We start from the raw sequence: 11,374 nt of genomic DNA, 5'->3' as shown, positions 1-11,374 counted from the left end.
CCCGCCCCGGCCCCGGCCGCGAGCAGGTCCGCCAGGCCCGCCCGGGGCCTTTCACCGGGACCGGGCAGGAGACCGGGCAGGGCTCCGGCGATCACGGTCCAGACGGCGGCGTGCGCTCCGGCCCGTGCCGCGTCGCCGAGGGCCTCGGTCACCCGGTTGAGCTTGACGACGCCGGTGCGGACCAGTTCGGTGACCGCCTCGGCCAGCTCGGCGGCTGGCGCCTGGTCCCGCGCGGCCAGCGTGAGCAGCGCCTCCACCGCGCAGGCCCGCTCCGCCGGGTCGCGGTGCCCCATCCCGCACACCAGCGCGTGGGCGGTGGCCGTGCCCACCGGCCCGTCCCCGTGCGCCAGCCGGATCAACGCCCCGGCCTGGTCCGCCCCGTTCTCCTCCATGAAGACCGGCAGCTCCTGCAGGAGGTGGGCCGCGACGACCTCGCGGTGGGACGGCATGACCGCGGGCCACCAGGCCAGATCATGGGAGAGGCCGGTCTCCCGTGCGGGGTCCCGCGTGCAGAGGTCCGCGACCGGCTCGGGCAGGCCGGGCAGCGGCGGGCTCATCGCCGCCTGGGGCACGCAGGCCCAGTGAGTGGCCCATCTCGTCCGGTACGTCACGACCTCGCAGGTCACGACGGGATCGGGCAGGCCGCCGCCGTCCAGCCACGCCGCGACCCGCCGGCCCGCCTCCGAGATCGTCTCCGCGGCGCGCGCCACCTCGGGCCCGGTGGAGCGGGGCAGCCGGAGCAGCGCCTGGCACAGGTCGGCGGGCAGCGCCCGCGCCCCGGCCTCCTCCAGCCGCCGCAACCGCTCCAGCAGCGCCTCGGGGTCGACGTGCCCGGTGCCCGAGGTGGGGGTCGCCAGCAGCACGGGGTACGTCTCCCCCGCCTCGAAGCAGGCGATGAGCTCGTGCGCCCGCCGCCGGTACACGCGGCCGGGCGCGGGCGGCTCCTCGCGGCCGCTCCGCCGGGGCGAGCCCGCGATCAGGGCGGAGAGGGTCCGGCTGTCCTGCGGGGAGGCGAAGGCGAGGGCCGTACGGCACAGCAGCATGTGGGACCGGTCGTAGCCGTCGGCATACTCGCGGTAGCCGAAGGCGGCCGGTTCGAACGGGTGCCACCAGGACCGGAGCTCCGCGCGCAGGGCGTCCGGTTCCCGGTGCGCCTGCTCGACCAGCCCGGCGAGGATCCGCTCGAACCGCTCCGGCCGGATGTCCCAGCGGACGGACGCGATCTCGCCGGCCAGCTCACCGGGTGAGGCGATGGGCGGCGGCGGAGCGGGCACGGCCGCCGCGACCAGGGCGGGCGGCTCCGGAGGGGCCTCCGCGGCGACCCGGCCGTACGCGGCGGAGATCTTCTCCCGCAGCTCGGCGGGCAGGCCCGCCGCCGCGTCGCGGATCGCCTCGCGCCCGGTCTCGCCCGCCTGCCCGGCCAGCCGGGCCGCCAGCCGTACGGCGCGCTCCTGGACGGCCAGCGCGTCCTGCGTGAGGAGCGCGGCCAGGGCGCACAGCCCGGTGTCGGTGTGCTCGGGCGCCCGCGCCACGGCCTCGCCGATCCAGGAGACGGTCGCGCGCAGGAGCTTCTTCTCCGGCCGGAAGGCCAGCGCCTCGACGGCCTCGCCGAAGAGGCCGGGTGAGAGCCGGCCTGCCGCCTCCAGCCGCCGGAGCCGCTCCAGCGCCGCCTCCGCCGCCACCAGCGGCGCGGCGGGCAGCAGCCGGACGTAGTCCACGGCCCGTGCCGCGGTCTCGTCGAGGTCGGGGTCGAGCCGCTCGTGCAGCCGCACCAGTTCGGGCAGGGCGGACGGCCCGTCGCCCAGGAGCCTCCCGAGCGCGCCGTCGATGACCGCCGCCCGGTCGAGCGCGCCCCGGTCGGTCAGGAGGCCGAGCGCCCCGACCCGGAAGAAGGTGAGGGTCTGCCGCAGGGCGCCGGTCGTGAAGATCCTGGGCGCGAGGTGCGGGAAGAGCGGGTCCGCGGCGACCTCGTCGACGTTGTGCTCGTGGATCGTCAGCAACCAGCCGGCCATGAACACGTCATCGCCGGGCGGTTCGAGGCCGAGGTCGCGGACGAGTGCCGCGACGACCGGCCAGTGCCGGAGATCGGGCAGCCGGAGCCGTCCGGCCATCCGGCGGGCCACGTCCGCCTGCCACGCCTCGGGGCGGGCCCGCAGCAGGTCGAGGACGTACTCCGTCTCCCGGCGGTGCACCGTCCTCCAGCGGAACTCCCGTCTGAACAGCCAGCCCGCCACGGCCGCGGCGCCGCTCAGGCAGGCGGTGCCGGCCATCAGCAGCGGGGAGAGCTCGTCGTGCCACTCCCACCAGCCGCCGGTCTGCCGGGCGCGGGCGGCCAGGTAGCCGGGCAGTTCGCCGGCGACCACCCTGCGCTCCCGCGCGCCGAGCCCCGTGACGAACGCCACGGTGCCGCCGGTGTCACCGGCCTGGATGTGCTTGACCAGGTCGTCCCAGACGTTCACGCCGATCCTTCCGAGCCGGTTCCTCAGACAGGGCGGGACGTTACAGATCATCTCCGACAATCCCCGGCCGTACCGGGTGGCGGAAGCAATCGTCAAAAGCGGATATGTTGCGAACCATGTGCGGACCATGGTTGTCCAAGCATGTGGAACGGTCCGACTCTCACCGCGGCACCGGGACCGTTCCCGGATCCGGACGTGGCGGGCGCGGTGTACGAGGGGCTTGACGATGAGCACTGGGGGATCGCGCCGGGCGGCACGACCGGGGGCGATGCCGAGGCCGACGGCGGTCCTCGCCGTGGCCGCCCTGATGGCGGCGTGCGGCGCCGCTCAGGCCGGATCCGCCGGGAGCGCGGCGGCGGACGCACCCACCGCCTCGGCCGCGCGATCACCGCTGCCGGACACCGTCCCGCCCGCGCCCCCCGCGGCGCCCTCCGCGGCGCCCACGGCGGCGGCCGGCCCGGCGCTCTCCGTGAGCGCCGCCGACGAGTCCCCCGACTGCCGCCGGGTCAAGTGCGTCGCCCTCACCTTCGACGACGGCCCGGGCCGGCACACCGGCACGCTCCTGCGCCACCTCGCGAAGCACGACGCCCGCGCCACCTTCTTCGTCGTGGGGCGGAACGCCGCCGCCGACCCCGGCGCGGTACGGCGGACCGCCGAGGCGGGGCACGAGATCGGCAACCACTCCTGGTCCCACCGCGACCTGACCCGGCTCTCGGACTCCGGGATCCGGGCCGACCTGGCCCGCGCCGACCGGGCCATCGAGAAGGCGACGGGCGCCGCCCCGGAGCTCTTCCGCCCGCCGTACGGCGCTCTCGACGCCGGCGTCCGCAAGCAGGCGGGGCGCCCGGTCGTCCTGTGGAGCGTGGACACCCTGGACTGGCGGTACCGCGACAGCGCCACGGTGGCCCGCAGGGCCGTCAAGGGAGCGAAGCCGGGGGCCGTCATCCTCTTCCACGACATCCACCCCACGACGGTGAAGGCGATCCCGGAGGTGCTGAAGAGCCTCTCGAAGCGCGGCTACCACTTCGTCACCGTCAGCGGGCTGTTCCGCGGCAAGCCGCCGAAGCTCGTCCACAGCGGCGCCCCTCGGGCCGCCGGTTCACGCTGACCGTCCTCCGAGCGCCTGTCCGGGACGGCCTTTCGCACTGCCGGAAACAACCGCGACGACGCCCTCGGCTGGATCCGGTCACAGCCGTGCCAACCAGTCGGCGATGACGGCGAAGTCGGCGGACGTGAGGCCACGGCGGTGGTCGACACGATGGAGGAGAGCCTGTCCGTGATGGTGCTCGGACACCCAGACGCGATCGGCGTCGGTGATCTCGTCGTCGACCCAGACGAACGGGCGCCCGGCCGCCCATTCGATCAGGCCGCGGGTTTTCCAGTGCAGCGCGCCCCCCTCCTCCTCCGAGTCCGGCCAGTGCACCACCGGCAGTTCGGGCAGGCCGAGCAAGGGGCCGATCACTTCGTTCGCATCGGCCATCCAGGTCGTCGCCCACACGAGGTCGCACGGCAACGCCGACAACCGCGGACCGTGCCGGGGATCGATCCTGGCCAGCAGCGGGTTCGACCCTGGCGGAAGCGGCTGTGACGCCCTCCGGCCACCTGGGCGTTCACCAGGATGCGGTCCAGGCGCCCCGAACGGAACGAGCGGTCCATCGACATCGAGGAAAAGCAACGGGCGATCCGCAGAACCAGGCATCGCCACAGAATAGCGACGACCTACTACAGATGAGGCGTCATTTGAACGAACGGCACTTTATCGCGACAAGACGCAAAATACATATCATGAGGCGATTCCATATCTAACGGGCTCCGGATTTTCCCGCATCCGACTCCACCGATCCGGTGGCCACCTTATCCTTCCCGGAAGATTAATCGCAGCCGACGAATCAAAAGCCGCCTTCCCGTCTTTCCGGACGACCGAAGACCACGGAGCCATCTTCATGCCCTCCCATGAGCACATCGCCCCGATCTTCCGCGCAGCCCTGGAGACGCTCCGCGAGGCGGGTCGCCCGCTACGACCGGACACGGTGCGCGAGGAGATCGGCAAGAGGGTCGAGATCGCCCCCGAGCACCGCAAGCCCGATGCGCACGGTCAGCCGGGCTGGTGGGCACAGCTGAGCCTGCGGACCGGCGAGGCGGCGGCACTCGGCTGGATGGTCAAGAGGAACGGCTGGTCGATCACCGAGGTCGGCGCCCGGGCGCTGGAGGACTTCCCCGGCGACGAACTCCACCGGGAGCTGACACGTCAGTTCAGGGCCCGGCGGCTGCCCGCCCCCAGCCCGGCGCAGCCCGATCCGCACCGGCAGACGGTCCTGGACGCCCTCGCCGTACTGAAACCCGGCACCTGGACCACCCATGGCGACCTGGCCGAGCTGGCCGGAACGACTCCGCAGGCGACGGCGGGCTTCGTCGCCTCGTCCCCCACCGATGAGAGCACCCATCGGATACTCCAGGCGGACGGACGCGTGCCGCCGGGTTTCCGGCAGCCAGGCCCCGGAGTCGTGGACGACCCGCTCGAGGTCCTCCGCCGCGAGGGGCTTCGGTTCGATCCGTCCGGACGGGCCGATCCCTCACAACGGCTGACCGCCGGCGACTTCCGCGCGATGCTGGGCGGCCCGGTGTCCTCCCCGATGGAGGGGGCCGCGCCCACAGGTGAACCGGAGGACTCCCCCGCCGCGTTCGAGCAGTTCCAGCAGAACCTCGGCTACGCCCGGCAGCTCGTCGACGGAGGCCGGAACCTGGAGCGGCTCAAGGTGGGCGCCTTCGACGTCACCGACCTCTACCGCGCGGCCTGGACCCAGGCCGTCGCGGCCCTCGACCACTGGGTCACCCGGGAGATCGTCGAACGGGGAGTCGCTCTCGCCCGGCAGCCGGAGATCGCCCGCCCTCCCAAGTTCACCAATCTGTCCATTCCGGTGGAACTGTTCGAGAAAATTCACCATCACAACGAACCTCTCGGCGACGCTTTCCGGAATCACCTGGAGCGGTTCTTCGGATTCATGACCTTCCAGAATCCCGAGAAGATCAAAGAGGGCTTCGCCCACGTCAGCACGGTCAACCTATGGCCGGCGGTCGCCAAAATCCTCACCGACCAGGATCCGGGCAGACCGATGACGGCCGACGAGATACGGACCCAGCTCAGGGAGATCGCCCGGCGCCGGAACAGCATCGCCCACACGGCCGATCACGACCCCGAGCGCTCCGGCCGGAAGAATCCGATCACCGCGCAGGAGGCGGAACAGACCATCGACTCGCTCGAGTCGATGGCGATCGCCATACTCCTGGCGCTCGGCGATCCCCTTCCCGCCGCGGACTATGATTCCGCACCGGCCGAGGCGGGCGCCCTCGGAGCCGTCCCCGCGTCGGCCGCCGCGGACCGGGCCGACCTGTTCCGGGGAACGCACAAGAGCAGATGGGACGAGGACGGTTTCCTGCACGCCGTCGAGACGTACTGTCCTGCCGCCACGGCGAGCACCCTGCTGACCGTCTACCGGCACGCGGAGAGCCACCCCGCCTTCCGCGGCTACTACTTCGGACAGGCCGCCCACCCCTCCGTCACGGCCTGGTTCAGCTTCGGCTACGAAGAGGCCGCCGTGTGGAGCATCTACACCGGTGTGAGCAGGTCGGTCCTGTCGGTCAACTTCGAGTGGATGAGCAACAGGGGAGTCTCTCGTGAACGCCTCGGACGGCTGGCCGACGCACTCGGGGTCTTTCCGGGATGGGCCCACACACGTGAGCAGCTCTCCTCCGCCGGCTTCGCGAGACGCCCTTCGCTCACCCCTCCGGCCCTCGCACGCCCCGACGCCTCAGAAATCATCACCAAGGCCCTGAACGGCCTGCTCGCTCCGGACGGCGACGGCTGACGCACCACACCGGAGCGTGCTTCCCCCGCCCGGCGGTGTCGCCCGCGAGCCCGTGGGCGACACCGCCGCCGGGCGCATCCGGCCCGGCCGGCGCGTCTCGCGCCTCCGGCGGCGGAGCGACCGCGCGGTCCCGGAACACGAGCCGGCCCTCAGAAGAGGGTCAGCGGCTCGACCGGGACCGGCTCGGGCAGCGGTTCGAGCTCCGGCACGCGGGCCCGCACCTCGTCGTGGAACCGGCGGGCGAGCGTGAGCGCGTCGGCGTTGTCGGGGGTGTGGACGAACACGGTGGGCGAACGGCCCTCGCGCAGCCATCCGGTGACCGTGCCGACCCATCCGCGCCAGCCCTCGGCCGTGCGCTCCGTGTCGTCCCTGCCGAGGTAGCGGACGATCGGGCGGTCGGTGAGCGCGCGCGAGCGCAGGGGCACCCGCGGTTTCTTCGTCCACGCGTCCCGCTCGGCGTCGCTGGTCGGGGGGCTGCGGAACAGCGTGGTGGTGTCGAACGGGATCCACTCGGCCCCGGCCTCGCACAGCACCTTCTCCAGGAGCCCCTCGGCCCGCGCGTCCTCGAAGAAGGCGCGATGGCGCACCTCGACGGCGTACCGGTGGGAGGAGGGCAGGCGGCGCAGGAAGACCGCCAGGGCGCCGAGGTCGGCCGGGCCGAACGAGGACGGCAGCTGGATCCAGAGGGCGTGGGCCCGGGGCCCGAGCGGCTCGATCGCCTCCAGGAACGAGCGGAGCTCCTCGTCGGCGCCGGTGAGGCGGTGCCCGTGCGTGATCGGCCTGGGCAGCTTGGGCACGAAGCGGAAGCCGGGACCGGTCTGCCGCGCCCACGACTCCACGGCGCTCCGGGCCGGTGTCGCGTAGAACGTCGTGTTGCCCTCCACCGCGTTGCACCAGGTCGCGTAGGCCCGCAGACGCTCCTCCTGCGGAAGCGGGTGCGGCAGGAGGCGCCCCTGCCATGGCTTGTGCGTCCACATCGCGCATCCCACATGAAGCCGCATGCCCCGACGCTATCGGAAGGCCGGGAGCAGCCCGACCGGTGAGGCCCCGCCCTGCGGGGCCTCACCGGTCGGTCACCGGACGCGCTTCATCGGTGGATCACCAGAAGAGGCCGCCGCCGGTGCCGGTGTTGATGTGGTAGTTGGAGGCGCCGTACGGGCCGGACAGGCTCTGGTTGGCGCTGTAGAAGGCGCCGTTGCCGCCACCGCCCCAGCCGCCACCGCCCCAGCCGCCGCAGCCGTAGCCGCAGCCGCCACCGCCCCAGCCCCAGCCACCGCTCGCCATGGCCACGGACGGGGCGGACAGGACCAGCGCGGCCGCGGCGATGCCCGTGGACGCGATACGCATCAGCTTCTTGCTCATCAGACGTGCTTCCTTTCACCGGTCAGTCCTGGAGGACTGCAGTTGCCTCGGCCGTACGGCGCCGCCTCGACCGTCTCCCATGCAGGCGGAACCGCGACCAACACCCTGATACCCGGCCACTCATTCAGCAAACACACAGAGTAATCATTAGTAACTTAAAGTGACGATCGGCGCGTACCAGCCGCGCCCGCGGAATTCGGTCGCCCAGCCCGGCCGCCGTCCACCCCGTGGAGGACCTGGGGGACGTCGGCGGAGTCCAGCGGGATCGGCGTGAACATCGGCGGCTCCTCCTCGGGCGTCAGCGCCGTCGGGCCGTAGATCCACCCGGTGGAGGAGTGGTCGTGGGTGTCGCGGGCCCGCAGGATCGCGTTATGCCGCAGCCGGGCGACGCCGTCGAGGTGCCACAGCTCGCCCCAGGCGCGTGCCGTGGTCAGCACCCGCCGGCAGTGCTCGGGACGGACCGCCCCGTACGCCGCGAGCGCGCCCGGCCAGTCGATCGAGCCGTCGGCGTCGCGGCGCGCCGCGACGTGCTTGGCGAGCACCCAGCCGTCCTCGATGGCCATGATCGAGCCCTGCGCCATGTACTGCAGCGGCGGATGTGCGGCGTCACCGAGCAGCGCGATGTCGCCGCTCACCCAGGTCATGATCGGTCGCGGTCGAACATCCGCCACCACCGGTCGCGCCACATCAGACGATCTGGAGGCCCGCGCCGAACTCGCGGGCCCGCTCCAGCACACGCACCCGCAGACCCTCGCGGGCCAGGGCGAAGGCCGCGCTCAGGCCTCCGATGCCGCCGCCGACGACCAGGACGCGGCCTGCGCGTCCAGTTCGCCGTCGGAGAGCCGGTCGACGGTGGCCAGGAAGAGCCCGGTCCCCCGGTCCATCCAGGATCGGGCGGTCATGCGTTCCTCGCCGTGTTCTCCAGGCGGCCGACGCCCTCGATCTCGGTCACCACGCGCGAGCCGTCGGCGAGGTAGCGCGACGCGGCAGGTGATCGGCAGGGAGGGGCGGACCCCGCCGGGCAGCTCGCCGGGGGTGACCAGCACGGGGCCGAGCGGCGTGGTGCCCTCGAAGGTCTTGCCCTGCAGCCGCTCCCTGGTGCGGAACTGCCAGGCGACGGTGACCTCACCGGTGCCGTCGAAGACCTGGAAGACCGAGGAGCCGACCTCGCGGACCGGGGCGGTCTCCGTGCCGGGCGCCAGCCGGTGGAACTCGCTGCGCAGGGTCGGCATGACGTCGTCGCCGGTGGTGGGGTTGGTGTAGCGGACGGCGGCGTGGCCCGGCTCGATCGTGGCCTTGCAGCCCTCGGCCTCCAGGGCGAGCTGGTCGCTCAGCGCCCGGTCGGTGTGCTCCCACCGGGGCGATCCTGGCCGCACTGCCGCCCGAGGAGGGACGGCCCTGTACGGCGGGGACCCCGGCGTCGACCTCGCGCGGCTCCGGCGTCGACCTCGCGCGGCTCCGGCGCGAGCTTGCGCTGGTGCGCAGGCGGGGGTTCGCCGTCAACGACCAGCTCACCGAGACCGGCCTGACGGCCGTCGGCAGGGCGAGGGAGACCGCGGCCGGCGGGGAGCCGTCCTGCCGTCTGACCGCCATGCCGACGGCGCGCTTCGACCGGGACCTGCCGCCTTCCCGGGTCGGCGCGATCTCGGCCGCCGTCACCAGGATCGAGGAGGCCCTGACGGCCCGGGGATGAGAGGGACCCGCCGGTGACGACGGGTCCCGTCTTCGCGGTCAGTCCTTGCCGCGTCCGCTGAGCGCGTCCCGCATCCGGTCGACCAGGCCCGTCAGAGGGCCCATCACCTTGTTGGCCGGAGGCTTGTCCGGAGCGGACGGGTGCGGCCGGGTCGGCGCGATCTTCTTGATCGCCTGGACCTTGCGGCCCAGCTCCTCCAACTGCTCGGTGCTGGCGCTGTCCCGGAGCCGGGGGAAGAGATCGTTCTCCTCCTCCTGCACGTGCGAGCGGATCTCGGCCATCAGCCGGGCCAGCAGGACGTTGTGGCGCTCCTCCGACACGTCGGTCCGCTCCAGCTCCTTCATGGTCTCCTCCGCCTCGGCGTGCTCGGCGAGCTCCCGGTCGGCCAGCGCGTCACCGCCGGGGACCAGGTCCCGCACGGCCGGATACAGATAGGCCTCCTCGGCGACCGAGTGACGGACCAGCTCGGTGATGACCTTCTCGGTCAGCACGCGACGCCGCTCGGTGTCGCTCCTGCTCAGCCGCTCCAGCTCGGTGAACATCTCCTCGACCTCACGGTGGTCGTGCGTCAGCACGGCCACCACGTCCATCTCCTGGACTCTGCTCATCGAAGTCCCCCTCTTCCATGGGCGTGGCGGTTCCGGAGACCACGCGGCGGCGTTCCGGCCGGCCGCGCCGCCTCCGGTGCGGCACCCCAGCGGCGCCACTCCGCCGATGAGAACACGAACAGGTCAGCGGGGGTACGGCGGGCGCGGCCGGAGCGGGAAACCTTTGGCCAACGACCCACCCCGGAAAGACCGGGGCCCGCGGCCGACGACCCGTCCCGGAAGACCGGGGCCCGCGACCGCCGCCTCCGCCCGGCTCCGGGAGCCGGGGCGTCAGCCGCGCGACGGCGGCTCCGCCGGCTCGTCCACCTCGCCCTCGTCGCGGCGCACCACGCTGATCATCCCGTTCGGTTCCAGATAGGCGCGCTCGACCTGCGCGATCTCCTGGATGCCGTGCAGCCGCAACTGGCTGAGCACCTCCTCGCGCGTCATGAACTCCCGGCGCATCACCCGCGCGTTCAGCCGCCCGTCGTCGATCAGCGCCCGAGGCTGCGCCTTCAGCAGCCTGGAGGCGCGGGGCCACCGGTAGGCGATCGCGTCGACGGCGACGCTCCACAGCAGGATCGTCGCGACGAGCAGGACTCCGTCGGCGACGGAGTGGGACTCGCCGGTCAGACCCCCCGCCGTGGCCTCGGCGACCAGGACGACCAGGAGCACGTCCGTGATGCCCAGCCCGCCCGACTCCCGCTGCCCGGCGACGCGCAACATGAGCAGGAGCGCGAAGAACGTCACGGTCCCCCGGACGAAGATCTCGAGCACGGGCGTGCTGGGCAGGAAGATCGCTCCCCAATCGGGCATGCCCCATGGTTACCCGGAGTGAAGTTCCGGAAACTGCGAGCGATCTTCCGGGCGGCTCCGCGTCCGCTGCGCGGCCGGCGCCCCCGCCGGGCCCGGCGGCCCTGCCGGGTCAGGCTGGCGGGGCCCTGCCGTACCGGGCCGGCGGGGGCCCACGGAGCATGCCGTGCACCGCCCCGGCTGGGCTATGGTCTGGTCATGGCGACCTCTTGGCGATCTCCACGTGAGTCCGCCGTCCAGTCGACGGCGGGCGCGCCCCCGGCTCCGTCCGCCCGGCGGAGGCCGGGAACGGCCGGGAGCCGCGCCGCGCTGGACCTGGGCACCGCCAGGACCCGGCTCCTGCTGTCGGGAACCCTCACGGTCGTGGACCGGCCGTCCGCCGTACCCGCGTCACCGGCCGGCGACGGCGTCCACGGCGCGCCGCGGATGCTCCGGCCGATCCGGCACGGGATGGTCTCCAGCACGGAGGCGTGCGCGCGGCTGGCCCGCACGGTGCTGCGCGGCGCGGCGCCGCACGGGGCGCCGCCCCTGGAACACGTCCTGCTCGGCGTGCCGGTGGCCGCGTCGGCGCTCGACCGGCGAGCGGCGAGCACC

Annotated in this window: 13 protein-coding genes; 4 read left to right on the top strand and 9 right to left on the bottom strand. The window is 73.2% G+C overall.

The features are described 5' to 3' along the window. The coding region (locus ACFOWE_RS12285) for a DUF7825 domain-containing protein (protein ID WP_377287397.1) at nucleotides 1–2,459 on the bottom strand (2,459 nt) is incomplete at its 3' end. Between the two features lie 268 nt (nucleotides 2,460–2,727). On the opposite strand from ACFOWE_RS12285, the gene ACFOWE_RS12280 reads away from it, so the two are divergent. After that, the gene (locus tag ACFOWE_RS12280; protein WP_377287396.1) at nucleotides 2,728–3,567 is read left to right on the top strand and encodes a polysaccharide deacetylase family protein; all 840 of its coding nucleotides are present in this window, start codon (nucleotides 2,728–2,730) and stop codon (nucleotides 3,565–3,567) included. A 78-nt stretch (nucleotides 3,568–3,645) separates the two neighbouring features. On the opposite strand, the gene ACFOWE_RS12275 is transcribed toward ACFOWE_RS12280, so the two are convergent. Then, entirely contained in the window at nucleotides 3,646–4,158 is a 513-nt protein-coding gene (locus ACFOWE_RS12275; protein ID WP_377287395.1) for an HAD domain-containing protein, read from the bottom strand. A gap of 244 nt (nucleotides 4,159–4,402) precedes the next feature. Here ACFOWE_RS12275 and ACFOWE_RS12270 point away from each other — a divergent pair, with 244 nt between their 5' ends. Next, a complete protein-coding gene (locus tag ACFOWE_RS12270) occupies nucleotides 4,403–6,325 on the top strand; it encodes a hypothetical protein (RefSeq protein WP_377287394.1) in 1,923 nt (640 codons plus the stop codon). 149 nt (nucleotides 6,326–6,474) lie between these two features. Here ACFOWE_RS12270 and ACFOWE_RS12265 read toward each other — a convergent pair whose 3' ends face one another. From ACFOWE_RS12265 to ACFOWE_RS33895, 5 genes are all read right to left on the bottom strand, one after another. Beyond that, complete coding sequence (locus ACFOWE_RS12265; RefSeq protein WP_377287393.1) at nucleotides 6,475–7,326, bottom strand: DUF72 domain-containing protein; 852 nt, start codon at nucleotides 7,324–7,326, stop codon at nucleotides 6,475–6,477. A 97-nt stretch (nucleotides 7,327–7,423) separates the two neighbouring features. Continuing rightward, on the bottom strand, nucleotides 7,424–7,687 hold the full coding sequence (locus ACFOWE_RS12260; RefSeq protein WP_377287392.1) for a hypothetical protein: 264 nt from the start codon (nucleotides 7,685–7,687) through the stop codon (nucleotides 7,424–7,426). Nucleotides 7,688–7,842: 155 nt separating this feature from the next. Next, a complete protein-coding gene (locus ACFOWE_RS12255; RefSeq protein WP_377287391.1) occupies nucleotides 7,843–8,322 on the bottom strand; it encodes a hypothetical protein in 480 nt (159 codons plus the stop codon). Nucleotides 8,323–8,374: 52 nt separating this feature from the next. After that, nucleotides 8,375–8,467: a hypothetical protein gene (locus ACFOWE_RS12250; protein ID WP_377287574.1), complete on the bottom strand. Its 93-nt coding sequence runs from the start codon at nucleotides 8,465–8,467 to the stop codon at nucleotides 8,375–8,377. Then, entirely contained in the window at nucleotides 8,464–9,063 is a 600-nt protein-coding gene (locus tag ACFOWE_RS33895; RefSeq protein ID WP_449301209.1) for a hypothetical protein, read from the bottom strand. Before ACFOWE_RS33895 ends, ACFOWE_RS12250 begins: the two co-directional genes overlap by 4 nt. A gap of 101 nt (nucleotides 9,064–9,164) precedes the next feature. Between ACFOWE_RS33895 and ACFOWE_RS12240 the strand changes: the two genes are divergently transcribed. Continuing rightward, entirely contained in the window at nucleotides 9,165–9,380 is a 216-nt protein-coding gene (locus tag ACFOWE_RS12240; protein WP_377287390.1) for a hypothetical protein, read from the top strand. Between the two features lie 38 nt (nucleotides 9,381–9,418). On the opposite strand, the gene ACFOWE_RS12235 is transcribed toward ACFOWE_RS12240, so the two are convergent. Together ACFOWE_RS12235 and ACFOWE_RS12230 are read right to left on the bottom strand one after the other, a co-directional pair. Then, the gene (locus ACFOWE_RS12235; protein ID WP_377287389.1) at nucleotides 9,419–9,988 is read right to left on the bottom strand and encodes a hemerythrin domain-containing protein; all 570 of its coding nucleotides are present in this window, start codon (nucleotides 9,986–9,988) and stop codon (nucleotides 9,419–9,421) included. Between the two features lie 270 nt (nucleotides 9,989–10,258). Next, nucleotides 10,259–10,783 carry a DUF421 domain-containing protein gene (locus tag ACFOWE_RS12230; protein WP_377287388.1) on the bottom strand — a complete coding sequence of 175 codons (525 nt, stop codon included), beginning with the start codon at nucleotides 10,781–10,783 and terminating at the stop codon, nucleotides 10,259–10,261. Nucleotides 10,784–10,978: 195 nt separating this feature from the next. Here ACFOWE_RS12230 and ACFOWE_RS12225 point away from each other — a divergent pair. Continuing rightward, nucleotides 10,979–11,374 (top strand): hypothetical protein (locus ACFOWE_RS12225; RefSeq protein WP_377287387.1); only part of this gene is annotated, 396 nt, incomplete at its 3' end.

The organism is Planomonospora corallina, assembly GCF_042650625.1.
In the GTDB taxonomy this organism is placed as follows: domain Bacteria; phylum Actinomycetota; class Actinomycetes; order Streptosporangiales; family Streptosporangiaceae; genus Planomonospora_B; species Planomonospora_B corallina.
The sequence above is the reverse complement of the archived record's forward strand: the minus strand, read 5'-3'. Positions and strand labels throughout refer to the sequence as shown.

Excerpts from the sequence above, each read along its gene's own strand:
- ACFOWE_RS12280 (WP_377287396.1), top strand. The coding sequence starts at position 2,728 with ATGCCGAGGCCGACGGCGGTCCTCGCCGTGGCCGCCCTGATGGCGGCG.
- ACFOWE_RS12275 (WP_377287395.1), bottom strand. The coding sequence starts at position 4,158 with ATGCCTGGTTCTGCGGATCGCCCGTTGCTTTTCCTCGATGTCGATGGA.
- ACFOWE_RS12270 (WP_377287394.1), top strand. The coding sequence starts at position 4,403 with ATGCCCTCCCATGAGCACATCGCCCCGATCTTCCGCGCAGCCCTGGAG.
- ACFOWE_RS12265 (WP_377287393.1), bottom strand. The coding sequence starts at position 7,326 with ATGCGGCTTCATGTGGGATGCGCGATGTGGACGCACAAGCCATGGCAG.
- ACFOWE_RS12260 (WP_377287392.1), bottom strand. The coding sequence starts at position 7,687 with ATGAGCAAGAAGCTGATGCGTATCGCGTCCACGGGCATCGCCGCGGCC.
- ACFOWE_RS12235 (WP_377287389.1), bottom strand. The coding sequence starts at position 9,988 with ATGAGCAGAGTCCAGGAGATGGACGTGGTGGCCGTGCTGACGCACGAC.
- ACFOWE_RS12230 (WP_377287388.1), bottom strand. The coding sequence starts at position 10,783 with ATGCCCGATTGGGGAGCGATCTTCCTGCCCAGCACGCCCGTGCTCGAG.